Below are 23,942 nucleotides of genomic sequence, written 5' to 3' on the forward strand. Positions count from 1 at the left end.
CCCATCTTCTTGATGTTGCGCTCCAGCGCGTCCAGGTCCAGCACCAGGCAGGGCGTCTGGATGTCCGCCTCGTCCATCCCCGGAAGTGCGGGAACGTCGAAACCGACCTCAGGGTCGTTGGTCATCAGGTCCTTCATATCGCAGTCCTTTTCATACCTGGTGTCGGGTTCAAGCGGTTTCGCGCAAGTAGGACATGGCCACGTCGACCCCGCCCCTCTGGTGCGGAACCCCGACCAGTTCCAGCCCCATCTCGCAGCCGGCAAGCGCCCCGGTCAGCGTGAGGTCGTTGATGTCGCCGAGGTGCCCGATCCGGAACACCTTGTCCGCAACCTTGGACAGCCCCGAGCCGAGGGACATGTTGAACTTCTCGAGCACAACCTTGCGGTAGGCGTCGGCGCTGTGCCCTTCGGGCATCATGACCGTGGTCAGCACCGGCGAGTAGTGGCGCGGGGACTCGCAGAGGTTTTCCAGCCCCCAGGCCTGCACCGCGCGGCGGGTCGCCTCGGCATGGCGTTCGTGCCGGGCGAAGACCGTATCGAGCCCTTCTTCCAGCAGCCGGTCCAGGACGCTCGACAGGCCGTAAAGCAGGTTGGTCGCCGGGGTGTAGGGGAAGTAGCCGGTCTTGTTCGCGGCGATCATCTCGGCCCAGTCCCAGTAGGAGCGTTTCAGCCCGGCGCTTTCCGACGCCTTCAGCGCCCGCGGCCCGACAGCGTTGAACGACAGGCCCGGCGGCAGCATCAGCCCCTTTTGCGAGCCCGCGACGACCACGTCGATCCCCCATTCGTCCATGCGCAGATCGGCCGAGCAGAGCCCCGAGATGGTGTCGACCACGAACAGGGCCGGGTGCCCAGCCGCGTCGATCGCCTTTCGGATTTCTTCGAGCCGGGTGGTGGACCCGGTGGAGGTTTCGTTGTGCACGACGCAAAGCGCCTTGATCTCGTGGTTCTTGTCCTTGCGCAGGGCATCCTCGACCACGTCGGGATCGACCCCGGCGCGCCAGTTGCTGCCGATGGTGACCGGGTCGAGGCCAAGCCGCCCGGCCAGGCGATTCCAGAGGCTGGCGAAATGCCCGGTTTCGAAGGTGGCGATCCGGTCGCCCGGCGACAGGCAGTTGACGAGGGCCGCCTCCCAGGCGCCGGTGCCCGAGGACGGGTAGATCACCACGTCATGCTCGGTCTTGAAGACGGATTTGATATCGCCCAGCACTTTTCGGCCCAGCTCTCCGAAGGCGGGACCGCGATGATCGATCACCTGCCGGGAGGTGGCGGCCAGGACCTCGGGAGGGACCGGCGAAGGGCCTGGGATTTGCAGAAAATGGGTACCGTGAGCGCGCATTTCGAGCCCTCCTTTGATTTCGACACCGGCACTATGGGCGGAGCGGGATTATTTCTTCAATCGCGAATAACGGTGCTATTATTGAGAAACTTCGATCAATCGGGTGCGGCCCGCAGTGTAACCGCCACACGCCCGAAGTCGCTGAAATCGGACGAGAAAGTCTCGTCCGCAGCGACCTGGGTGATGCCGGTATAACTGCCGGTGGTGATGATCGTGCCCGCCGGAGCGCCGCCCCGTCCGGCCAGATGCACCAGCGCCCAATGCAGCATCCCCCCAGGGTCGCCGAAAGGATGCGCGGCCCAGCTCCCGGACCAATCGCCCACGCCCCATTGGACGTGCACGTTGCCCAGATCCTGCCCCTGCCAGGGCACATCGGGTCCGAGGACGATGCCCCCGGTCGCCTGGTTGTCGGCCAGCTTCCACAGACCGGCCGGATCATGGGTGCCGCTTGGTAGACGCGTGGCCAACAGCTCCAGCAGGGGAACGACATGCCCGACATGGGTCAGGTTGGCTGCCGCGTCAGCGGGCGGCGAGCCGGGGTGCACCGGTGTCGAGAGCCGGAAGCCGAGTTCCGCCTCAACCCCGATCCGCGGGGCCCCGCGCGGCAAGGCCCGCGGCGCACCGCTAAGCGAGATCATCGCGCGGGGGACCGGCGCGATATAGGGATCGGGATCACTAGCATTGCGCCCGACCTTCCAGGCGCCCGCCGGGCCGATCTGGTCCACCACACGATCCTGTATTGCATAGGCCGCTGCCCGCGTGGGGGGCGCGGGCAGCGGCGCGGTTACTGGCATGCCACCACGATGCGCCGCGATCAGCTGCGCCGCCGCATCCCCAAGCATCACAGCTCCGGCCATTGCCAGGCGGGGGAAAGCGATTCACATTTCTCCGCCATGTCAAGCAGGCGGATATCGCTGCCATAGCGTCCAACAAGCTGGAATCCGATCGGCAGGCCGGCTTTCGACGGGGTGCAGGGGATGTTGATCCCGGGCAGCCCGCCGGCATTGGCGAAGGGCGTGAAGACGGCATGGCCCCGCGGGCCGACCGGCTGGTCCGCGATCGTCGCGGGATGGGTTTCGGCCTTGGGCCAAGGCAGCGCACTGACACTGGGGGTCATGATGAAGTCGCGTTCCAGGAACACATTCGCCAGCGTGTTGCGCAGGGCGGCGACCTGGCTCACCATCTCGAAATAGAGGACCGCGCTTGCCCCTTCCCCGGTTTCGGCCAGGGGCAGCAGGTTTTCATTTACCTTGCTTCGCGCATCCGGATGCTGCCTGAGCAGCCAGGCCAGTCCGACCGGGCCGATCAGGCCCCAGATCGCGTTGAGCTCCTCAACATCGAAGGGCACGTTCCCCTCGACGACGCGGCAGCCGGCCTTGGCGAGCATCTCGGCGGCGGCATCGACGCTGGCCGCGATCTCGGGGTCGACGGGGGTGTCGCCGAACTGGCGCACGTAGAGGATCTTCGTCTTCTGCGGCGGGCGGAACTCAGCGATATCGCCGCGCCCGCCAAAGCCAAGCGAGGCGCGGTCGCGCGGGTCCGGCTGCGCCATGACCGAAAGCGCGGCGCGCAGGTCGCCGACAGACCGCGCCATCGGGCCCAGCGTTTCGAAATCCAGCAGAAGCGGGGGAAAGCCGCCGCTGCGCCCGACGAAGCCGGGGCTCGGCTTGAGCCCCACCAGACCGGTATGCGCCGACGGTCGGCGGATCGAGCCGCCGCCGTCCGTCCCGATCGCGACGACCCCCATGCCCGAGGCGACGGAGGCGACGGCGCCGCCGCTCGACCCGCCCGGCGTTAGGTCGGGATCCCAGGGGTTGCCGGTGGGACCGAACAGCAGGTTGTCGGTATGGCCCTGAAGGGTGAATTCCGGCGCGTTGGTCTTGCCGAGGATGATCGCGCCCCCGGCACGCAACCGCTCCACCGGGGTTTCATCCGCCTCGGGGTGGAAATCCGCGTAAAGCCGGCTGCCCCAGGTACAGGGCAGCCCGCGCACGTGGATGTTGTCCTTGATCGTGATCGGCACCCCGTCGAGCGGGCCGAGCGCAACCCCGCCCTTCCAGCGCGCGGAGCTGGCCTTCGCGGCCTCTTCGGCGGCCTCCCGGTCCTCGGCGATGATCGCGTTGAGCACAGGATTGACGGCATCGATGCGCGCGTGGGTCTCGGCCAGGACGTCGACGGGGTCCAGCTCGCCGTAGCGATAGCCCGCCGAAAGTTCCCGGACCCCCTTTTTCCACAAGGCCATTCCGTTGCCTTCAGGACTGTTCGATATAGGCGATCACGTCGAATTCGACGAGCAACTCAGGAATGCCGAACGTCCCCGTGACCGTCGCACGCGATGGCAGGGTGTCCCCCTTGAAGAACTCCTTGTAGGCTTCGTTCATGCCCTGGAAGTAGCGCATGTCCGACAGGTAGATCATCACCCGCGCCACATCCTGCAACCCGCCGCCGGCGGCCTCCAGCAGGTGGGTGAGGTTGGTCAGGGCCTGACGTGTCTGCGCCTGGATATCCCCCACGCCGACGACCTTGCCATCGAGATCCAGCCCCACCGTGGCGGTATAGAAATGATTGCCGGCCATGGTCGCCTGCGAATGCGGGTTGGGCGAAACCAGTACCTTGGGGGAATAGATGGTGCGAATTGTCATGTCTTGGGGTCCTTGTCTTAATGCGTTTGAAAGGTTGTCCATGCGCCGCTGGTTGCGAGCAGGATGAGGAACTGGGTCAGCACGCGCGCGCCGCTGCCGGTGGGCCCCGCGGGTCCGAGGGCGTCAGCCGCTTCGTGCCAGCAGGTGTTGTAGAGATCGAGGTGAAGCCAGGGCGTCCCCTCGACGAACTGTTGCAAGAACTTGGCCGCGATCGGCGTGCTGCCCATCTGGCCCGTGGTGGAGAAGTTCCGCAGATCGGCGACCGGGCTGCGCAGGAAGTCCAGGTACTCGTCCCAGAGCGGCAGTTCCCAGATCTTTTCGCCGGCAATCCCGTCAGCCTCGCGCAACAGCGCCAGCGCGGCCGGGGTGTTCGTGAAGGTGCTTACGCCGAGGGGGCCGAAGATGCCCATCGTGGCGCCGGTCAGCGTGGCCAGGTCGACCATCAGCGCCGGCTTCAGCCCGGCCCCGTAGCCGAGCGCATCCGCCAGCACGAGCCGCCCCTCGGCGTCGGTGTTGATGACCTCGACGGTCTTGCCGGAATAGGTCGTCAGGACATCGCTGGGCCGCATCGCGCCGGTGCCGGGCATGTTCTCGACCACGGCGAAAAGGGCTGTCACCGGCATCTCGGGGCGCAGGGCGGCGATGGCCTGCATGGCCCCCGCGACCGCCGCGCCGCCGCCCATGTCGGCCTTCATCTGCTCCATCCCGTCGGCCTTCTTCAGCGAGATCCCCCCGCTGTCGAAGGTGACGGTCTTGCCGACCAGCACGACCGGCGGGCCCTCCAGCCCCTCGGGGCGATAGTCGAGCCGCACCAGGGCCGGGTCATGCGCACTGCCCGCCGAGACGCCGAGGAAGCCGCCCATGCCCATCTGTTCCAGCGCGTCGCGTCCGAAATGGGTGAAGGCGAAGCCCGCGTCCTGCGCAAGGTCGCGCATCCTGGCGACGAAGTCGGGCGGGGTCATCTTGTTGGCGGGTGTCGCGCTCAGATCCCTTGCGAAGGAGGCCGCTCCGGCCACCGCGCGCGCGTCGCGCAGAAGCGCGGCGTCGGGCGCGGGCGCGAAATGCAGATCGAGCGACGGGCGACGCTCGGATTTCCAGCAGGCGAAGTCATGCCCGGCCAGCAGCGCGCCCTCGATCAGGGCTTGCTGATGGGTCCGCGGATCGCCCGAAAACCCCGCCGTATCCGGCAGATGCAGTGTGGCGTTGCGCGCGCCATTCTCCCGCAGAAAGGACACGGCGGCGCCTGCGCGGCGGCGGTTCTGTTCAGGACGCAGCGGGTCAAGGGCGACAACGGCCACAGGCCCCGCCGCGCCTCCCGGCAACAGCGCCGGGGCGCTGCGCCCGGCCCAGTCGATGCCGCTTGCCTTGGCAACCTCCCGCAGGGCGGCGGGGTCGCCGACACCGGCGCCGATCGCCACGCACAGGACGAAAGGATTGGCGCCGGTCATTCCCGCCCTCCGCCGGGTGCCGGCCAGATCCGTTTCCAATGCGCCGCGATATCCGCGCGGCGGCAGACCCAGACATCGTCATGGGCGGTGATATGGTCCAGGAACCGCGCCAACCCCCGGGCGCGCCCGGGGTGGCCTGCCATGCGCGGATGCAGCCCGATGTTGAGCATCCGGGGCGACGTCGCCCCCTCTTCGTAGAGCTGGTCGAAGGAATCCCGCAGCAGGGCGAGGAACTCGTCCGCCGTCTGAAGGCCCCGCGGCACCAGTTTGCAGTCATTGGTGACCAGCGAATAGGGCACGATCAGTTGCGGCTGGCCGCTGACCTCCACCCAGTAGGGCAGCTCGTCGTTATAGGCATCGGAGTCGTAGGAAATTCCCGCCTCGACCAGCAGTTCGCGGGTGTTCACGCTGGGCCCGTAGCGGCAGCACCAGCCCTCGGGCGCGCGGCCGACGGTTTTCCTGAGGCTGGCGATCGCGCGGGCGATATTGGCCCGCTCTTCTTCGCGGCTCGACAGCCAGGGCTTGTCCCAGCGCCAGCCGTGACAGCAGATGTCGGCCTCGTCCTCGCGGATCCGGCGGGCCAGGTCGGGGACACGCTCCAGCGCCTGGGCGCAGGCGAAGGCGGTGTAGGGCAGCCCGCGGTCCGCGAACAGGCGCAGAAGCCGCCAGACCCCTACCCTGCTGCCGTACTCATACATAGATTCAGCCGCCAGGTCGCGCCCATCGATGCCTGTGTCCATGCCCTCGCCCTCGGTCAGGGCGGTATCGGTGCGCGGGTCCCCGTCGAGCGGGGAATACTCCGCCCCCTCCTCGATGTTGAGCGCGAAGGTGACCGCGATACGCGCCCCGCCCGGCCATTGCGGGTCCGGCGGCGTGGCGCCGTAGCCGATGAAATCGCGGGCCGGGCCCATGCTGTTCTGTTCTGCGGTCATGTCATTCCACCCTTGCGCCGCCGTCGATCCAACGGCCGATCGTCGCGCGCTCTTCCTCGGTCATCTCGGTCCAGTTGCCCGGCGGCATCGCGTCGCCCTGCACAGACTGCAACAGGATCATCGGCGCGGCGTCGGCGGCCAGTTGCGCCCCGTCCAGCCGCAGCCCCTTGGGCGGCGCGTCAAAGCCTTCCTCGGTGGGATTGGCGGCGTGGCAGACCGCGCAGCGCTGATCGAGGATCGGCTTGATGTCGCCATAGACCAGCGCCCCTCCATCGGCGGGCGCCGCCGGACGCCCGGCGGGCGCGACCAGGACCGCGGCGGCGACGAAGAACGCCGCGCCGAGCGCGATGTAGCCGGGCCGCGCATGACCGTGATGCATGGTGTTGAAGAAATGCCGGACCGAAACCCCAGAGGCGCTGATCAGGATGAAGGCGATCCACCCGAGGTCGCTGGAATAGGTCATCGGGAAATGTGCCGCGATCATCGCGAACAGCACCGGCAGGGTCAGGTAGTTGTTGTGATAGTTGCGCTTCTTGGCCTGCGCGCCGACGTCGAACTGCTCGATCGTGCCATCCTCGATCGCCTTCAGCATCCGCCGCTGCCCGGGCAGGATCGAAAACCACACGTTACCCGCCATGATCGTGCCCATCACGATGCCGGTGTGAAGGAAAGCCGCCTTACCGCTGAAAACCTGGAAGAACCCCCAGGTAGCGGCGGAAAACACAACCGCAAGCGCGGCGAAGAGAACCGTCTCGTTGTCGATCAGGCGGCACATGAGGTCATAGATCACCCATCCGAGCACGAGGGAGGCGAGGCTCAGCAGGATCGCCTGGCCCGCCGACAGCCCCTCGCCGCCGCCCGCCACCAGGTTGAGGCTGGCGCCGTACCAGTAGACGACGGCCAGCAGGAACGCGCCCGACAGCCAGGTTCCCAAGGATTCGTACTTCGACCACTTCAGCCGCGCCGGCACATGCCCGGGGCCCAGCGGATAGCGGCGGTAGTTGTAGATCGCGCCGCCGTGGATCGACCATAACTCGCCCGAAACCCCCTTCAGCGGTGGCTCGGGCGCACGGAATGACCTGTCGATGCGATTGAAATAGAACGATGAGCCCACCCAGGTGATCGCGGCGACAACATGAAACCATCGCAGCGCAAGGTGCAGCCATTCAACGATATAGCCCGACATGATATTCCACTGTTCTTTGTGTTCTCATCAAAGAACGGCCGTCAGGCCGCCCCTGCCCAGACTGGCGCAAGGGCATTGTTCATCCAATCTCAAAGAGTGGTATTTTTGATCGGTTAATTCGATCAAAGGGCCGTCACGCCCCGAGTCCCCCGTCCTATTTCTGGCGGGAGGCGCGGCTGAGAAGCAGGTCGAGAAAGCTGCGCGCAGATGGGCTTGGCATATGCTCGCGCAGGGTCAGTGCGACGATCTCGCGGCGGATCTCGGGCTCGACCAGGGGGCGCAACTCGGTCTCCGTCGGCACGGACAGACGGTGCGAATGCTCCGGCGCGATACAGATGCCGAGGCCCTGGTTCACCAGCGACAGCATCGTCGTGGAAAAGCTGACCGAGAAGGCGAGCCGGGTGTTGATCTCGTTGTTGTTCAGGACCCTGTCGACGATGGTCTGGATCGGGCTGTCAGAGGCGAAGCCGACGATGTCCTGCCCTTCCAGGTCGGTCCATTTCAGGACCTTGCGCTTTCGGAATTCATGCTCCTTGTGGAAGAAAACCGCCAGCCTGTCGGAAAACAGCCGATGCTCACGGATGTTCGCCTCGATCTTGCGGCTGGTGCCGATCCCGATGTCCACCTCGCCGTCGATCAGCAGGTCCCGGATGCGCTGTTCCGAAACATCGGTGAGAGAGACCTCGACATCGGGATGGGTCCGCTTGAATTCCGCGATCACCTCCGGCACCAGCGTCGAGGCCAGCACGATGGCCGAGGCGACGGAAACACGGCCCGAGCGCAGGGTCGCAAGGTCGTCCATCGCCTGCACCGCGTCCTCGACCTGCCCCGAGATCCGGCGCGCGAGCGGCAGGAAGGTTTCCCCCGCGAAGGTCAGCCCGACCATGCGGGTATGACGGTCGAAAAGCACCACGCCAAGCTGGTACTCCAGCTCCTTGATAAGGACGCTGATCGCCGACTGTGTGACGCCGATATGTTCGGCCGCAAGGCGGAATTTTCCCAGTTCCGCCACGGCAATGAAGGCGCGGATCTGCTTGAGCGAGATGTTCTTCATTCCGCCAGCTTTATACAGCCCCCGCGCGGGGGCAAGCGGTCAGGCATCCTGAAGCGTGTCGCCATCCACCTTTGCATCGAGCCCGGCCATGAGCCGCCCGAAGCGCTCGGGGGAATAGTCACCGCTCTGGATCTCGCCCACGATGCGGCCGCTGAACATCACCACGACACGGTTCGACAGTTCCATCAGCTCGTCCAGGTCGCTCGACAGCAGCAGCACGCCGGCGCCGTCCTCGGCCGATTGCACCAGCCGACCGCGCACATAGGCGGTGGCCGCGAAATCCAGCCCGCGCGAGGGTTCGTGCGCGACGATCAACTTCGGCCCCGCGGAAAGTTCCCGCGCGATCACGGCTTTCTGCTGGTTGCCCCCCGACAGTGAGCCGATCTTCGTTTCGGGGCCCGGGGCGCGCACGTCGAATTCGGACATGCAGCCGCGGCAGTATTCCTGGATCTCCCGCTCCCTCAGGATGCCGTAGCGAGAGAATTTCGCCTCGCCCTCGTAGCCGAGGATCATGTTCTGTGCGAGGTCCAGATCCCCGACCATGGCGCGCTCGTGCCGGTCCTCGGGCACGATGGCCAGGCCGTGCTTTCGCCGCGCGCCGATGCTGTGGCGGGTGATGTCTTCCCCGCCGACGACGATCCGCCCTTCCGAGAGCGGGCGCAGGCCAAGCAGCGCGTCGGCCAGTTCGTTCTGCCCGTTCCCCGCGACGCCGGCGACGCCCAGCACCTCGCCCTGCCGGATCTCAAGCGAGATGTTGTCGAGCGTGCGCACGCCGTCGGTTTCGATGGTCAGCCCGCTCAGCTCGGCGATCGGGGTCTTGCCGGGCGTGCTGAGCCGCGTGGTCGCGGGAACATAGTCCTGCGCGACCATCATGCGGGCGATGTCGGAAATCGTGCCGTCGCCCTTGCGCACCTCCGCCACCTTGCGGCCAAGGCGCAGGACGGAGATTTCGTCCGCCAGTTCCAACGCGTGTTCCAGCTTGTGCGTGATGATGACCACCGCGTAGCCCATGTCGCGAAACTTCACGAGCATCTCCAGCAGGCGGTCGGCCTGCTGGGGCGTCAGCACGGCGGTCGGCTCGTCAAGGATGAGCACTTTCGCATCCTCGTAGAGCATTTTCAGGATCTCGACCTGCTGGCGCTGCCCGACGGGCAGCTCATCGACCAATTTTTCGATGGGCAGATCGAATCCGAAGGTTTCCGACAGTTCGGCCAGGCGCGCGCGGTGCCCGTTCCAGTCCGGCGCGAAGTCCGTCCACTTCAACGTCGGCATCACGATATTGTCGAGCACCGAATGCGCCCCGACCAGCGAGAAGTGCTGGTGGATCATCCCGATCCGGTGGGCGATGGCCTCTCTCGTGTTCCAGTTGGCGGTGACATCCTCACCGCCAACCACGATCCTGCCGCTGGTCGGCGTCAGCAGGCCGTAAAGGACGTTCATCAGCGTGGACTTGCCCGCGCCGTTTTCGCCCACCAGCGCGTGAATCTCGCCCGCGCGGAGCGTCACGCTCACGTCATCGAGGGCTGTCAGCGATCCGAAGACCTTCGAGATATTCTCCAACCGGACGATTTCACGCGCTGTCTGGGTCATTTCTGCTACCGTTACTTGAAGCTGTGATTGACTTTGGGAACGTCCAGTTCGCCGTTCACATACTGATCCACGTAGTCGGTGATCTTCTGCGCGGTCTCAGCCGAGATCGAGTCGTTGAACGGCGTCAGGGCGAAGGACTCGGCGCCGAACAGTTCGATCCGGGGCGTCAGGGCACCGCTCTCCACGTCCTGCGCCAGTTGCTCGTACCAGCTCGGGATGTTCATCAGCACGCTGGTCAGCACCGTTTCGGGCGCATCCTCGGTCCAGTCCGTCGCGTAACCCACGAACTGGGTCTCGGTGCTCTGGACGGCGTCCAGGATCCCGCGGGTCCCCACGCCGGCGTTGCCTATGACGATGTCCGCGCCCTGCTGGATCTGCAACACGCTGACTTCGCGCGCCCGGGGGATCCCGGTCCAGTCGCCGCTGAAGGCGGTCAGGACCTCGATGTCCGGGTTCACGATCTTGGAGGACTCGACGATGCCGCTGAACATGTCCTCCAGCGCCTGCACCGGCACACCGCCGATGGCGGCGATCTTGTCGGTTTCCGTCGCCAGGCCCGCGACAAGGCCGTTCACCACACCGTAGGCATAGAAGTCCGAGGTGTAGGCCAGCACGTTGTCTGACTCCGGCAGCGAGCTGGTGGTGGACATCATCACGAACAACGTGTCCGGGTACTTCGGGGCCACCTCGTTCCAGGCCTTTATGTGACCGCTGGAAGTGAAGATCACGACGTCGTAGTCGGACTTCGCGTAGTTCTCGGCGGTGTTGGCCAGGCCCGGAAAGGGCACCGCCTCGGCCACGGTGACGTCCCAGCCGTGGTCATCGATCAGCTTCTGCACGCCTTCGAACTGGCCACGGTCCCAGCCGTTCACCGCTACCGGGTTGGCGACACCGAAGATCACCGCCGCCTTCATCTCGGCCAGCGCGGCACCGGCGGTGGCGAACATCAACACCCCCAGCACCGCGCCGGTAACGGCGCCCTTGGTCGGCAAGCCGAGGTTCATTTCCGTCAACATATTCATTGTCTTCTCCCTAGCTATTGGTTTCTTGGTTTGGTTGGTTTTGTCGTTGGCTCAGTTCCCTTCGTAGGGTCGCCCGACCTCCCGCGGTGCACGGGCCCGTCCGGTCAGCGCCAACACGGCGACCGTCAACACGTAAGGGATCATCAGGTAGAGATGCGGGTTGCCCCCCAGCATCTGGGCGCGGAAGGCCACGGACTCGCCGATGCCGAACAGCAGGCAGCCAAACAGGGTCCAGCCCGGATACCAGCGTCCGAAATACACCGCCGCCAGCGCGATGAAGCCACGCCCCGCGGTAATGTCGTCCGAGAAGCTGCGCACCCAGCCCACGGTGAGCGCCGCGCCGCCAAGCCCGGTCAGCCCGCCCACGATCACCATCGCAACGGTCCGCACGACCCGGATGTCGATGCCCGCCGAGCGCGCCGCCTTGACGTCCTGCCCGACAGAGCGCAGCAGCAGCCCCGGCGCGCTGCGGAACAGCAGGTAGGAGGTCACCACGCTCAGCACCAGCGTCAGCCAGGTCAAGGGCGGCACCCCGAAGAGGAACGCGAAGAAGGCATTGTCCGCCAGGCTTTCGGGCACGGTAAAGTTCAGCGGCGGCGTCATCTGGCTGAGATCCCCGGCCGCCAGCCGGAATAGGAAACTCGTCAACCCGATCGCGGCGATGTTGAGTGCGAGCCCCATGACCACCTGATCCGTCGGCAACCAGACCACGAGGGCCGCCGTGATAAGCCCGGCGACCATCCCCACGAGGGTTCCGGTCAGCACCCCGGCCCAGGGATCGTCCATGTAGACCGCGCCAAGCACGCCGAAGAAGGCGCCCGTCAGCATCACCCCCTCGACCCCGAGGAACAGTACGCCGGCGCGCTCCGCCACCAGCACGCCAAGCGCGACCAGCATCAGCGGGGTTCCGGTGCGAAGGGCGGACAGGATGAAATCCGGGTCCAGGAACATCATTGTCTTTCTCCCCTTCCGATGAGCGTCCGGTAAAGATGGGTTGACCGGATCGCGAGATAGAAGATCACGGGAAGCGCCTGCATCATGTAGACGAGAGCGGCGGGCACGCCGGTCATCGCCTGCATGTTGCGCCCGCCAATTTCCAGACCGGCAAGGAACAGCGCGGCAAACAGCACTCCCACGGGGGTACGGCCCATCAGCGCGGCGAGGATGCCGATGAAGCCCCAGGGCTTGGCCCAGAGTTCCGCCACCTGGAAGACGACGCCGAGCGCCTGGATCCCCCCGGCGAGCCCCGCGATGGCCCCTGCCCCCAGGACAGCCTTGGCCAGGGTCATGTTGCTGCGGATCCCGAGCGCATCCGCGGCCGAGCGGTTGCCCCCCACCGCCGCAAGGCGGAAGCCGAAAACCGTGCGCTTCAGGATCCAGGCCAGCGCCAGGGCGATGACCACGGTCATGAAGACGCCAAGGTGCAGGTCGGTCCCGGGAAGCCGGTACGCCTCGGGGATGAGAACGGATTCAGCGATGAACGACCCCGGCTCCTTCATGGGGCCGGTCACCATCATCAGCACGAATTCCAGGGCGACGAAGTTCAGCATCACGGTGGTCGTCACCTCGTTGGCGCCGCGATGCGTCTTCAGCACCAGTGCGGGGGCCATGAGCAGCGATCCCGCCACCGCGGCGAGGATCATCGCGATGGGGATCATGAGCACCGCGGGCAGCGTGATCGTGGTGGTGATGAAAACCGCCACCAGCGCGCCGACCTGCAACTGCCCCTGCGCGCCGATATTGAAGAAACCGGCCTGGAAGGGGATCAGGAACGCAAGCCCGCACAGGGCGATCGGCGTGGCTTCCCGGATCGTCTCGACGATCGCGGGCCAGCTGCCGAACGCGCCGGAGATCATGGCGCCAAGCACCTCGAAGCCGCCCCGGCCCACGGTTTCTGCCAGCAGCCCCACCACGAGCATCGTCGCGATCAGCGAAACGCCCAGGCTGGCCAGGTTTGAAACGGTCGCATTGGCGAGCCATCTGTTCGCGGGGGTCGCTACCTGCATGGCTGTCTCCGGGATGATCGCTCTCGCACCGTCGTCTGCTCCTCAGATTCGCTTGGTATTTTCAGATATTGTCAGGACAGGACAGGGATTGGCCGGCAACGCGCCGATGCGCAGAAAACCGGCGGCGGGCCGCAGTTTCAGACGAACCATGCTTGCCACTCCTCCCGTGTTTCATTGCTCAGCGGCATCAGCCGACAACCCGTCTTTCACAAGTTCCAGGGGCATCCTCACCCGTCCGTCACCGGCACGGGCACCTGTCCTCTGCCCCGTCATTTCAGCAGAAGATGCTCTCATTCAACAATCTCAAAGAACGCTACTATTGATCTACTTTTGTTATTAGATGCCGGCAACGCCGCACCCTCCCCCGTGCGTTTCCAGGATCGATTCAAGGGAGTTTCCAGGGAATGTCAGACCAATTCGGGCGCGGCTCCGCAAGGGCAGTTTGAGCTTTCGCCGTGCCCTGCCGCCCCTTGGCGTGCAGGCCAAGTGCTTGTGACGCCGACGCAGGGTGGAGCACGCCGCGCGCCGGAAACCCCAGGTTTAAAGACGTCCATCAAACGCGGATGTCACGCCCCCGTCGCGCTTGGTGTGGCGGGCATCGCGTGCGGCGTGATGCGCAGCGCCCGCAGCGCGTTCAGGATCACGGCGACGTCGATCACCTCCTGCAAGAGCGCCCCTTGCACCGGCGTCAGGTAGCCGTAGGCGGCGGCAATCATGCCGAGCACCGACAGGCCGATCCCCGCGACGACGCTTTCGACGGCGATCCGGCGCGAGGCGCGGGCGATCTCGATCCCCGGGCCGAGCCGGTCGACCCGGTCGACCAGAAGCACGACATCCGCCGCCTCGGCCGAGGCGGCGGCCCCGCGCGCGCCCATGGCCACGCCCACGTCGGCGGCTGCCAGTGCGGGCGCGTCGTTCACCCCGTCGCCCACCATCATGACCGGCCCGTGCTTGCGCTCGGACAGGACCAGCAAGACTTTCTGGTCCGGCGTCAGCCCGGCGCGAACCCCGTCAAGGCCGAGCCCCTCGCTGACACGTTCGGCCACGTCCGCACGGTCCCCCGTGGCAAGCAGGATGCGCCCGATCCCCTCACGGCGAAGGCCTGCCAGCATCGCGGCGGTGCCCTCGCGCAGCGGATCGGCCATGACCAGGTGGCCCGCCATGCGCCCGTCCACTGCCACCGCGACCAGGACCGAGCCGGCAGCCGTGGCGGGATGCGCCCCCGCCTGCCCGCCGACGCGCCCCGCCACGAACCCGTCCCCGCCGACAATGACCTCATGGCCTTCGACACGGCCGATGACGCCATCACCGGGGATCTCGGAAACCTCGGATGGGACGGGCAGCACAAGGCCCCGCGCCTTGGCGGCGGTCACGATGGCCTGCGCCACGGGATGCTTGGAGGCCTGGTCGAGCGCTGCGGCAAGGCGCAGGATCTCATCCCCGCCCATGCCGTCGTGGCTGTCGATGGACACGATCCGGGGCCGCCCGTCCGTCAGCGTGCCCGTCTTGTCGAGGATCAGCGTGCCGATGCGCGCCATCGTCTCAAGCGGGCCCGCGCCCTTGATCAGCACGCCGAAATGCGCGGCGCGCGACAGGCCCGCCACCAGAGCGACCGGGACCGCCAGGATCAGCGGACAGGGCGTGGCGACGACCAGCACGGCGACGGCGCGGATCGGATCGCCGGTGAACCACCAGGCCGCGAAGGCGATCGCGACGGTGACCGCCAGGAAGCCCAGCGACCAGCGGTCCGCCAGCCGCGACATCGGCGCCTTGGAGCGCTGCGCCTCCTCGACCAGCCGCACGATCCCGGCATAGGTGCTTTCCTTCGCAAGGCGGGTCGCGGCAAGGTCGAACGCCTCGCCCGCGTTGGTGGAGCCGCTCATCGCCTCCGCACCGCGCGACAGGCGCACCGGCAGCGACTCCCCCGTCAGGGCCGAGGTGTCCAGGAAGGCGGTGTCGGACGCCACCGCGCCGTCCACCGGCACCACGTCCCCCTGCCGGATCAGCAGCCGGTCGCCGGGCTGGATACGGTCCAGCGGTACGTCTTCCAGGCCGCCGTTGCGATGCCGTGTCGCCATGCGCGGAACGCGCGACAGAAGGTCGTGCATCTCGCGCCGGGCGCGGCCCTCGGCGAAGCTTTCAAGGAAGGTGCCGCCGGTATACATCACCGCGACCACCGCCGCCGCCAGCGTTTCGCCGAACGCCAGCGCCGCGCTCATGGAGAGTGCGGCGACGATGTCCAGCCCCACCTCGCCACGGCCGATGCTGCGCAGGATCTCGACAAGAAGCGCGGCGAGCGCGGGCACCACCCCCGCGAACCACACGAGCGTCGCGATATCGCCCCTGCCCGCGGCGTAGAGGGCGATCCCCCCGACAAGTCCGGCCACGGCCAGCAGAAGGATCACGGTCTTGAGGCGATCGGTGGCGGTCTTTTCCATGCGGCTCAACTCCCCTTTGCAGGGGTCACCGCCGCTGGCCCTTCGGATCGACTTCGCCCGATGCCCACGCCCCTTGCCTTGCGGCCATCATGGCGCAGAAGGACGGGAGCGTCGAGGCCGCGCACCGCGGCAAAATCAACACCTTTGCCGCTGGCGGCGGGGCCTCGCGCCCCCGAGCGGGGGGACGGAGCCCGTGAGGTGCCGCCGGTGATGAAATGGTCCCGCCGGTCAGGGCGGGACCAGGCATGGCGGAAGGAGGGGCTCAGGCGATATCGCCGGGACCGGGCGCGCGCTTGTCGCCGGTGATCATGGAACGGGCGAGGTTCTCGTCATGCCGGAAAGAGGCGAGGACGACCCCCCCGACATGCAGCGCCGCGAGCAGCAGCATCAGGTTCGCCAACGTCTCGTGGACCTCCTCCAGCGCTTCCTCGGCGTCGCCGCGCGTGCCGTGCCCATCGTCGTCGGCCCAGGCCGGGGCCACGATCTGCGGCAGCGCGGGCAGCATCGCCACGCGGTCCGGCTCTTCCAGCAGCCAGCCGGTGAAGGCGGTGCCCGACAGGGTCACCAGCAGCGCCACGATCATCGCAGCACCCGCCGGGTTGTGGCCGAGGTAGCGCCGCTCGCGTCGACGCACCATGTCGCCGAGGTAGGCCAGCGTCTCTCGCGGGCCCTTCAGGAACTGGGCAAAGCGCGCATGGCGGCTGCCGACAAGGCCCCAGACCAGCCGGAACGCCACCAGCGCGGCAATGGCGTAGCCCGCGATTTCATGCACCGGCTGCACCTCGTCCGCGCTGAGCCAGGCGATTGCGAAGGCGGCGACAAGCCCCCAGTGGAACAGCCGCACCAGCGGGTCCCAGACGCGAACCTTGGCGCTGGCCCCTGCCCCGGAGAGCCGTGCGTCGGGCGTGGAAGCGTCAGTCATCGTCGCCGCCTTCGCGGTTCGCATCGCCGCGATCGTCATCATCGTCGTCGTCGTCGTCATCTTCGTCTTCGTACTCGATCTCGATCACCGTGAGCTTCGCGGGATCGATGGTCACCTCGATCGGGCGCCCCTCCGCGTCGCGGCCGTCGATCTCGTAACAGCCGTCGTCGATCTTGATGCGCGCCACGGTCCAGCCGTTCTGCTCGGCCAGCCGGGCCACGGCCTCACGCGGCTGCCAATCGGCGATGGGCACGACGCAATCGTCGTCCGCCAGCGCCGCACCCGCCGGGAAAACCGCGAGAAGTCCGAGAATTGTCAATGTCTTCTTCATGGGCCAAACTCCTGTCTGCTACCAAGCTGAGGCCCATCATGCACACCGAAGCTGACAGGAACCTGACGTACGACACGCGGGCGCGTCAGCCTTGCGTCAGCCAGGCCCGCCAAAGGCTGGTGTCACGAGAGGATTGGACCACCATGCGCATCCTGCTGATCGAGGACGATTCGGTTCTGGGCCCCGCCGTGCGTGACCAGATCGCCGCCGACGGCCACTCCGTGGACTGGGTCACGCGGCTCGACGCGGCGGGCGATGCGCTGCACGGCGCGTCCTATGACCTGCTCCTGCTCGACCTGATGCTGCCGGACGGGCGCGGCATCGGCTTCCTGAAACGCCTGCGCGCGCGGGGCGTGGTGACGCCGGTGATCATCCTCACCGCGCTCGACCAGGTTTCGGACCGGATCGAGGGGTTGAACGCGGGGGCGGACGACTACCTTGTGAAACCCTTCGACCTTGCCGAGCTTTCCGCCCGCATCGGAGCGGTCGCCCGGCGCTACAGCGGCAATCCGAACCCGATCGTCAGCCATGGCCCGCTCGACGTCGACCTTGCGGCGCGCAGCGTGTCGCGCGACGGCACCCCGGTCCAGCTGACGGCACGCGAATGGGCCCTGTTCGAGGCCTTCCTGTCGCGCCCAGGCCAACTGCTGTCCAAGGCGCAGCTCGAAGAAAAGCTCTACGCCTTCGATGCCGAGGTGGAGAGCAACGCCATCGAGGCGCATGTCAGCCGCCTGCGCAAGAAGCTCGGCCCCGCGATCATCCAGACGGAGCGCGGCATGGGCTACCGCCTGGGCAAGCCATGAGACTGCCGCGCAGCCTGCAATCGCGGCTTGCCCTGTCGGTCGGCCTTGTCCTGGCGGTGCTGTGGCTGCTGGCCGCCACGATCACGGCGGTGATCCTGCGTGGCGAGATGGACGAGGTCTTCGACAGCGCGTTGCGCGAAACGGCGGAGCGCATTCTTCCGCTGGCCGTCTCGGATATCGTCGGGCGCGAGGACCCCGGCCTGACGCAGCGCCTTGCCCCGATCCGCGCCCATGACGAGTATTTCACCTATATCGTGCGCGACGCCGAGGGGCGCATCCTGCTGCAATCCCACGCGGCGGACCCGGCCATTTTCCCGCCCTGGGATGGGCCGGGGTTTCGCCGGACGCCGCAGCACCGGCTTTACAGCGACGCCGTGCTCCAGGGGACGATCCGCATCACCGTGGCCGAGCCGCTGGCCCATCGCACCGCGGTCGCGCGGGAAATCCAGCTTGGCCTCGGGCTGCCGCTGCTGTTCGTGCTGCCGGGCGCGCTGGCGGCGATCGTCTGGGCCGTGCGCTTCAGCCTCGCCCCGCTGCGGCGGTTTCGCACGCGGCTGGACTCGCGGGGGGTCCGTGACCTCTCGCGGGTGCCCGCGGACGACCTGCCGACGGAAATCGCCCCGCTGGCCGAGACCCTGAACAGCCTGCTGACCAGGTTGCGCGACGCGTTCGAGGCCGAGCGCAGCTTTGCCGCGAACGCCGCGCACGAGTTGCGAACGCCACTGGCAGGCGCCATCGCGCAAGCCCAGCGCCTGCGCGCGGAAACCCGCGACCCCGCGACGGAGGCGCGCGCCGCGGAAATCGAGGCGACGCTGAAGCGGCTCACCCGCCTGTCCGAGCGCCTGATGCAACTCGCCCGGGCCGAGGGCGGCCGGCTGCGCCTCGACCAGCGCGCGGACCTCAGGGCCGTGGCGCGTGTTATGGCGGACGATATCGCGCGCACGCTCCCCGCGAGGCGCATCGTGCTTTCGCTGCCTTATGCGCCGGTGATGTCCGACCTCGACCCCGACGCCTTCGGGATCCTGTTGCGCAACCTGGTGGAAAATGCCCTGCGCCACGGCGCGCAGGAAACATCGGTAGACGTGACGCTGAGTTCCAACGGCACGCTGATCGTCGCCAACGATGGCCCCCTCCTGCCCCCCGAAGCACTGGACCGCCTGGCAACGCGGTTCGAGCGCGCCAACGCCGGTGCCGATGGCAGCGGGCTGGGCCTTGCCATTGTCGCCGCCATCGCGGAACGGATCGGCACCGAACTTGTCCTGAAGTCCCCCCGCCCCGGCGCGACGACGGGTTTCGAAGCCTCCCTCACCTTGCCGACCGATGCCGCCGCACCTGCCGCCCGCTGAAGCGGTCGCCGCCGAGCGACCCAGAGCGCGGCTGAAACGCTTCGCGGGGGCAACCCGTCCGAAAGCACCGCCGCCGATCCTGCCTCAGATCGGCAGGTCCAGCCGGGGTTTCCAGAAGGGGCGGAACAGTTCGATCTTGGGGCATCGGTTCATGACGACCTTAAGGCCGGCATCCTCGGCCAACCGGGCAGCGCGGTCGTCGTAGACGCCGATCTGGCCCCAGAGCACCTTGGCCCCGATGGCGATCGCCTGTTCCGCGATGGCGTAAAGCTCCTCCCGGGGGCGGAAGACCTCGACCATGTCCACGGGGCGGTCGATCGACTCGAGCGAGCGGTAGACGGGAATTCCCCGGATCTCGGTCACAGCGGGGTTGGGGTTGATGGGGATCATGTCGTATCCCGTCTCGTGCAGAACGCGCAGAACGCCGTAGCTGAACTTGGTCTTGTCGGCGCTGGCCCCGACCATGGCAATGGTTTTGACCGAGCGCAGGATCTCCGACAGATAGGCTTGGGGGTAGTCGTAGCGTCGGTCGATTTCGGCGTCGGGCATCTCAGGGCTCCTTCGGTCGGGCGATGGCGGGTTTCAGCTCATGCGGCGCGAGCGGGTCGAGGAACGGGTTGCGGTAAAGCAGGCCATGGCTTTCGACACCGATTTCGAGCACGCAGTCGGTGACGGGCCTTGCCACGCAGAGCAGGACGTAGCCATTCGCGAGCTGGCGGTTGTTCAGCGCCACCTGCCGCCGCTGGTCGATGGTGCCCGCCGTCAGCCTGGCGGCGCAGGTGATGCAGCCGCCGTATCTGCAGCCATAGGGCAGATCGACGCCCTGTTCGCGCAACGTATCGAGCAGGGGCCGGCGCTCGGCAACGCTGTAGGCCGCGCCGCCCCGGTTCGCGATGGTTATGGTCCGCGTCCCGCTCACAGCCAGATATCGCTGGTGCAGTCGCCGCCCGGGTAGCGGGTTTCGTGGCAGCGCGACGGGCCGTTCGGTTCCTTGCCGAAGTCGACGATGAAATCGGGGTTGATCGACATGCCGCCGTTGTCCACGTCGCAATCGATTTGCACCATCACCCCGCCCTGCGTGCGGATCTCGGGGTAGAACTGGTTGTCCCAGGTCGAGAACAGCGAGGTGGTGACATAGAGCCGCTTGCCGTCAAGGCTGAGCTGGAACATCTGCGGCCCGCCCGCGACCTTGACGCCGTTGACTTCGGGCGCGCGGCCCAACAGCCCGCCCATCCAGACCTGACCTGTCAGCTTGGGATTGTGCGGGTCGGTGATGTCGTACTGGCGCATGTCGCCGTGCAGCCAGTTGTTGATATAAAGGTAGCGGTCGTCCATCGAGACGAGGATCGCCGACATGACGCCGGGCACCGGGATCGGCCATTCGGGGTGCGGCTCGTTGTCGACATCGATGATCTTCTCCCACGCCCACTTGCCGTCGTCGGACTTCCAGAAATGGATCACGTTGGTCGACAGCGCGGCCCCGCAAAAGCCGTGGGTGCTGTCGGGGTCGTGCAGGAACTTCACCTCCAGCGGGATCAGCCCGTCCTCGCCGAGGTACATGGTTTCGATCGGCACGCGCTTCTCGAAATCCCAGACATGCAGGCGGCGTCCGTATTTCAGATACCCCACCTCCTCAAGGTCGAACCCCGGCATGAAGGTGTTGGGGGCAGCCCATTCAGAGCTGATCATCACGTTGTGGCGCGGCTGGTACCAGAAGTCGTAGCCGAAAGGGATGTCCCCCATCGAGGCTTCCCAGCGGCCCACGATCTCGAAGTCCTTGTCGAGGTGCAGGTAGCCACCGGGCGCCTCGCCCCTGGCGTCGCCGAGGAACGAAATGATGATCTCGGAGCCGAGGCAATGCACCGTGTGCGGGCCCGACAGATCGGTTTTCGCCCGGATCTCGGCCCCGTCGATGATTTTGTGCAGGCGCGGCGCGCGCGGGTCGGTGGCGGTATCGATGACGTGGATGTTGTTCGAGCGCACGCCGGGGACCAGCAGGTACTTGCGCGCCATCGAGCTGTCGTCGTGGCAGGACGAGCAGGCGTTCCAGCCCATGTGATGCAACTCGTCCCCGATGCCGGGCATTTCAAGGCGGTGGATCACCTGGGAATAGGTGGGGCTGTCGGGATCGGCATCCACCGTCGCCAGGTAGTCGGGTTTCTGGATCCCCGTGCCGGTGTAGATCGCGATTGTGTAGAGCAGCTTCTCACGCGGGGCCTTGATCGCCTCTGCCGGGCTGGGGTAGCCCGGTCCGCAGCATGCCTCACCCATGTTCCGCCCCCCCTGGTTCTATCGGCTTTCCCGCGCCGCGGGATCAGACTAGCACAGTATCAGGCATTCCCGCATCGCGCGGATGCCGTCAGGGACACTCCATCCGCCATAACCGACACCACTCAGGCGCCGGATCAGGCGCCAATGACCAGCAGGTAGACCCCTGCCCCGATCAGCGCCGCGCCCGCGAGCCGGCCAAGCCTGTCGCCTGCCCGCGTCAGCTTTTCCACCGCGACGAAGACGGCCAGCCCAACGATCCAGTAGAGGTTCATGATGCCGCCGACGAAAAGCAGGGCCATCAGGGACCAGCAGCAGCCAAGGCAATAGAGGCCATGTTCCAGCCCCATCGCCAGCGCCCCCGCCCCCCCCTTGCGGCGGCGCGTTGTCAGGAATTCCACCGGCGAGCGGCAATGGCTGAGGCAGGCCGTCTTGAGCGGGGTGAACTGGAACGCACCGGCGGCGATCAGCAACAGCGCCCCGGGGGTCGTTTCCACCAGGCTCATCGTCATCGGAGAGACGAGCTGCGCGGACTCCAGCGCCCATTGCACCAGCGTCGCCACCGCGCTGACGCCGCCCCAGGCCAGCAGGTACCCCACGAGGAAGACCAACGAGATCACGCGCACCTGTCCCGGCGCGGAGCCCTGGCGCAGAAGCGCCGCGTTGAGCAGCACCGTCGGGGCGACGCTCGGCAGCATCATCGCTGTCATCATCACCCACCACATCGCGAAGACGAGCAACGTGTAGCCCGCCCCCCATGCGGCGGGCGCGACCATGCCGCCCATCCCGGCGGTTCCTGTCCCGAAGGTCATGTTCAGGGCCGACATCCGCATGCCGACACCGAACAGCGTATAGACGGCGGACAGGCCGATCAGCAGCAGGATCAGCGCGATCAGGACCTGGCGGTCACGCCTGAGCAGGCGCTCCGCCAGCCCAAGGGTCGGCCCTTTGGTCGGCCCGGTCGTTGGCCCCGCGATCGGCGGCCCGGTTTCCATGTCGGGCCTCAGGCGGCCTCAAGGACGCCCGAGTTCGCCATATGGAGTTCGACCATATGCACGTGCGAGTCCATGTTGTGCTTCAGATCGATCTCGCCGCTGGTGCGCGTACTGCCTTTCGCGACCTCGGCCATGCGGTACTCGAATCCATGCGGCAGGTTGATCCGCGCCCGGTGCGGCGCGCCGGTGACCGGGTTCAGCAACGGCCCCGCCTCGGACTCGAAAACGCCGGGGACCGACATCTTGCCGGTGCGCTTTTCCATGTCGATCGTGAAGGAGATCGGCTTGTAGAGCGTCTCCAGCTTGGTCGGGCACATCTTCGAGAAGACCCACCAGAAGGTCGCCATCTCGTCCGTGTCCTCGCCGGTGAAGATTTTCTGAAGCGCGTCACGCTGTTCGGGTGTCGCGCTTTCGTCGATGATGATCTGCATCCGCCCGTTGCCTTCGTGAATGGCGCCGGGCCAGGCGACGACCATTGCCGCTCGTGTGCCGGAAAGATCCACGTCGCCGTAGTGCCCCGAGCTGAATTCGAAGCCGGCCACCGCCTCGCAGTTGCCATTCGTCGGCATCGAAACGAACTGGCAAGGACAGCCAGTCGCGCAGTTGCAGTTCGCTAATTCAAGACCATGTAGCTCCCAGTTTGTCATGTCTTTTCCCCCATCATCAGGACTCTTATCATATCATAAATGCCGCATCCGTGCATCGGCCCCGAACAGACGACGAAGCTTTACCTTTTCAGTGCGTTGGGGTGAAAACTTTACGTTGGATGGGAAGGGCGACTCAAGGCGCTGGTGGCGGGATGCCTCACCCCGGCGGGGCCTTGCCCGCGGCCGATCGGCAGAACTTTTCCCGCGAAACCGCCTTGCATTCCGATTCCGGTTCTGTTCAACAAGGGCCACCACAGGGGTGCCGCGTAGAGCCGCGGCTGAGATGTGGGCGCAAGCCCCCGGACCCTCGAAGCTGATCTGGATAATGCCAGCGTAGCAAGGAGGACAGCGATGTTCGCAGGCGCACAAGTTTCCCTATACCCGATGAGCGATGACTTCGTTGACGTCATCCTGTCGTCCCTTTCCGCCCTCGATCCCTGGCGCGACCGCCTGCGGATCGAGACGGACGACATCTCGACCCTGATCGTCGGGCCGCCCGAAGTCCTGTTCCCGGCGCTGCGCGACCTTTACGCGGCAGCCGCCGGAACCGGGCACCACGTGGTGCTGCGCGCCACCCTGTCGCGCGGCTGCCCGGGGGAGCCGGACGATCCGATCTGCCAGACGGGCGCGCTCGCCAATCCGGCCGAGCCTTTGGCCGAACGCCAGGCCGCTGCCAGAAGCGCCATCGCCGACGCCCCCGAGACGGGCCAGCAGGCGGCGGCGCAATTCTCGCTTTACGTGATGGGCGCGGGCGACCACATGGCCGAGATCATGGGCTGCATCGACTTCCTGAAATCCAGCGGCACGTTCGATCGCTCCAAGAACTTCTGTACGCGCCTGACAGGCGATGCGGGCCCGGTCTTCGCCACGCTGCAACAGGGGTTCTGCCGCTTCGGCCCCCCCGAGGGCCATGTGACCATCGACCTGACGGTGTCCGCCAACAGCCCCAGCACGCGCTGACCCATGCAGCGCCCTGT

The 23,942-nt window shown here is 66.7% G+C and carries 23 protein-coding genes, 1 pseudogene and 1 riboswitch; of the genes and pseudogenes, 3 read left to right on the plus strand and 21 right to left on the minus strand.

Features of this window, described 5'->3' with window-relative positions:
- From DJ029_RS16605 to DJ029_RS16680, 16 genes and pseudogenes are all read right to left on the minus strand, one after another.
- Positions 1-137, minus strand: a pseudogene (locus DJ029_RS16605) (DSD1 family PLP-dependent enzyme); the annotation flags it as partial.
- A 31-nt stretch (positions 138-168) separates the two neighbouring features.
- Positions 169-1,335: a pyridoxal-phosphate-dependent aminotransferase family protein gene (locus tag DJ029_RS16610; RefSeq protein WP_112323627.1), complete on the minus strand. Its 1,167-nt coding sequence runs from the start codon at positions 1,333-1,335 to the stop codon at positions 169-171.
- A gap of 95 nt (positions 1,336-1,430) precedes the next feature.
- Positions 1,431-2,177, minus strand: a complete 747-nt coding sequence (locus tag DJ029_RS16615) for a fumarylacetoacetate hydrolase family protein (RefSeq protein ID WP_157966406.1) — start codon at positions 2,175-2,177, stop codon at positions 1,431-1,433.
- Entirely contained in the window at positions 2,177-3,577 is a 1,401-nt protein-coding gene (locus DJ029_RS16620) for an amidase (RefSeq protein WP_112323629.1), read from the minus strand. Before DJ029_RS16620 ends, DJ029_RS16615 begins: the two co-directional genes overlap by 1 nt.
- A gap of 10 nt (positions 3,578-3,587) precedes the next feature.
- Complete coding sequence (locus tag DJ029_RS16625) at positions 3,588-3,977, minus strand: RidA family protein (RefSeq protein WP_157966407.1); 390 nt, start codon at positions 3,975-3,977, stop codon at positions 3,588-3,590.
- Between the two features lie 17 nt (positions 3,978-3,994).
- Positions 3,995-5,425, minus strand: coding sequence for a leucyl aminopeptidase family protein (locus DJ029_RS16630; protein WP_112323631.1), 1,431 nt, complete (start codon positions 5,423-5,425; stop codon positions 3,995-3,997).
- Positions 5,422-6,357, minus strand: coding sequence for a polysaccharide deacetylase family protein (locus DJ029_RS16635; protein WP_112323632.1), 936 nt, complete (start codon positions 6,355-6,357; stop codon positions 5,422-5,424). The genes DJ029_RS16630 and DJ029_RS16635 overlap by 4 nt, the downstream gene beginning before the upstream one ends.
- A 1-nt stretch (position 6,358) precedes the next feature.
- Positions 6,359-7,543 (minus strand): urate hydroxylase PuuD, encoded by a 1,185-nt coding sequence (locus DJ029_RS16640; protein WP_112323633.1) that lies wholly within the window; start codon positions 7,541-7,543, stop codon positions 6,359-6,361.
- Positions 7,544-7,697: 154 nt separating this feature from the next.
- Positions 7,698-8,597: a LysR family transcriptional regulator gene (locus DJ029_RS16645; RefSeq protein ID WP_112323634.1), complete on the minus strand. Its 900-nt coding sequence runs from the start codon at positions 8,595-8,597 to the stop codon at positions 7,698-7,700.
- A gap of 39 nt (positions 8,598-8,636) precedes the next feature.
- Entirely contained in the window at positions 8,637-10,187 is a 1,551-nt protein-coding gene (locus DJ029_RS16650; protein ID WP_112323635.1) for an ABC transporter ATP-binding protein, read from the minus strand.
- A gap of 11 nt (positions 10,188-10,198) precedes the next feature.
- Positions 10,199-11,209 carry a BMP family protein gene (locus tag DJ029_RS16655; RefSeq protein WP_112323636.1) on the minus strand — a complete coding sequence of 337 codons (1,011 nt, stop codon included), beginning with the start codon at positions 11,207-11,209 and terminating at the stop codon, positions 10,199-10,201.
- 51 nt (positions 11,210-11,260) lie between these two features.
- Positions 11,261-12,163, minus strand: a complete 903-nt coding sequence (locus tag DJ029_RS16660) for an ABC transporter permease (RefSeq protein WP_112323637.1) — start codon at positions 12,161-12,163, stop codon at positions 11,261-11,263.
- Positions 12,160-13,215, minus strand: a complete 1,056-nt coding sequence (locus tag DJ029_RS16665; RefSeq protein WP_112323638.1) for an ABC transporter permease — start codon at positions 13,213-13,215, stop codon at positions 12,160-12,162. The genes DJ029_RS16660 and DJ029_RS16665 overlap by 4 nt, the downstream gene beginning before the upstream one ends.
- A 566-nt stretch (positions 13,216-13,781) precedes the next feature.
- Positions 13,782-15,653, minus strand: coding sequence for a heavy metal translocating P-type ATPase (locus tag DJ029_RS16670; protein WP_112323639.1), 1,872 nt, complete (start codon positions 15,651-15,653; stop codon positions 13,782-13,784).
- A gap of 262 nt (positions 15,654-15,915) precedes the next feature.
- Positions 15,916-16,575: a cytochrome b/b6 domain-containing protein gene (locus DJ029_RS16675; protein ID WP_232823113.1), complete on the minus strand. Its 660-nt coding sequence runs from the start codon at positions 16,573-16,575 to the stop codon at positions 15,916-15,918.
- Positions 16,568-16,906, minus strand: a complete 339-nt coding sequence (locus DJ029_RS16680; RefSeq protein ID WP_112323641.1) for a PepSY domain-containing protein — start codon at positions 16,904-16,906, stop codon at positions 16,568-16,570. Before DJ029_RS16680 ends, DJ029_RS16675 begins: the two co-directional genes overlap by 8 nt.
- 143 nt (positions 16,907-17,049) lie before the next feature.
- Between DJ029_RS16680 and DJ029_RS16685 the strand changes: the two genes are divergently transcribed.
- Both DJ029_RS16685 and DJ029_RS16690 read left to right on the plus strand, forming a co-directional pair.
- Positions 17,050-17,709, plus strand: coding sequence for a response regulator transcription factor (locus tag DJ029_RS16685; protein WP_112323642.1), 660 nt, complete (start codon positions 17,050-17,052; stop codon positions 17,707-17,709).
- Positions 17,706-19,055, plus strand: a complete 1,350-nt coding sequence (locus tag DJ029_RS16690) for a sensor histidine kinase (protein WP_112323643.1) — start codon at positions 17,706-17,708, stop codon at positions 19,053-19,055. Before DJ029_RS16685 ends, DJ029_RS16690 begins: the two co-directional genes overlap by 4 nt.
- A gap of 84 nt (positions 19,056-19,139) precedes the next feature.
- Here DJ029_RS16690 and DJ029_RS16695 read toward each other — a convergent pair whose 3' ends face one another.
- The 5 genes from DJ029_RS16695 to DJ029_RS16715 all read right to left on the minus strand — a co-directional run bounded on the left by DJ029_RS16695 (position 19,140) and on the right by DJ029_RS16715 (position 22,965).
- Positions 19,140-19,604: a CoA-binding protein gene (locus DJ029_RS16695; protein ID WP_112323644.1), complete on the minus strand. Its 465-nt coding sequence runs from the start codon at positions 19,602-19,604 to the stop codon at positions 19,140-19,142.
- Between the two features lies 1 nt (position 19,605).
- A complete protein-coding gene (locus tag DJ029_RS16700) occupies positions 19,606-19,974 on the minus strand; it encodes a 2Fe-2S iron-sulfur cluster-binding protein (protein ID WP_112323645.1) in 369 nt (122 codons plus the stop codon).
- On the minus strand, positions 19,971-21,326 hold the full coding sequence (locus DJ029_RS16705; protein ID WP_112323646.1) for a selenium-binding family protein: 1,356 nt from the start codon (positions 21,324-21,326) through the stop codon (positions 19,971-19,973). The genes DJ029_RS16700 and DJ029_RS16705 overlap by 4 nt, the downstream gene beginning before the upstream one ends.
- Positions 21,327-21,460: 134 nt before the next feature.
- Positions 21,461-22,318: a DUF2182 domain-containing protein gene (locus tag DJ029_RS16710; RefSeq protein WP_112323647.1), complete on the minus strand. Its 858-nt coding sequence runs from the start codon at positions 22,316-22,318 to the stop codon at positions 21,461-21,463.
- An 8-nt stretch (positions 22,319-22,326) separates the two neighbouring features.
- Positions 22,327-22,965, minus strand: coding sequence for a DUF1326 domain-containing protein (locus tag DJ029_RS16715; protein ID WP_112323648.1), 639 nt, complete (start codon positions 22,963-22,965; stop codon positions 22,327-22,329).
- 245 nt (positions 22,966-23,210) lie between these two features.
- Positions 23,211-23,323: riboswitch (TPP riboswitch) on the plus strand.
- Here DJ029_RS16715 and DJ029_RS16720 point away from each other — a divergent pair.
- The gene (locus tag DJ029_RS16720; RefSeq protein WP_112323649.1) at positions 23,317-23,925 is read left to right on the plus strand and encodes a YkoF family thiamine/hydroxymethylpyrimidine-binding protein; all 609 of its coding nucleotides are present in this window, start codon (positions 23,317-23,319) and stop codon (positions 23,923-23,925) included. Its footprint overlaps the riboswitch before it by 7 nt.
- Positions 23,926-23,942: the final 17 nt, after the last annotated feature.

The sequence above is a fragment of the Oceanibium sediminis genome, from assembly GCF_003265325.1.
Lineage (GTDB): Bacteria > Pseudomonadota > Alphaproteobacteria > Rhodobacterales > Rhodobacteraceae > Halovulum > Halovulum sediminis.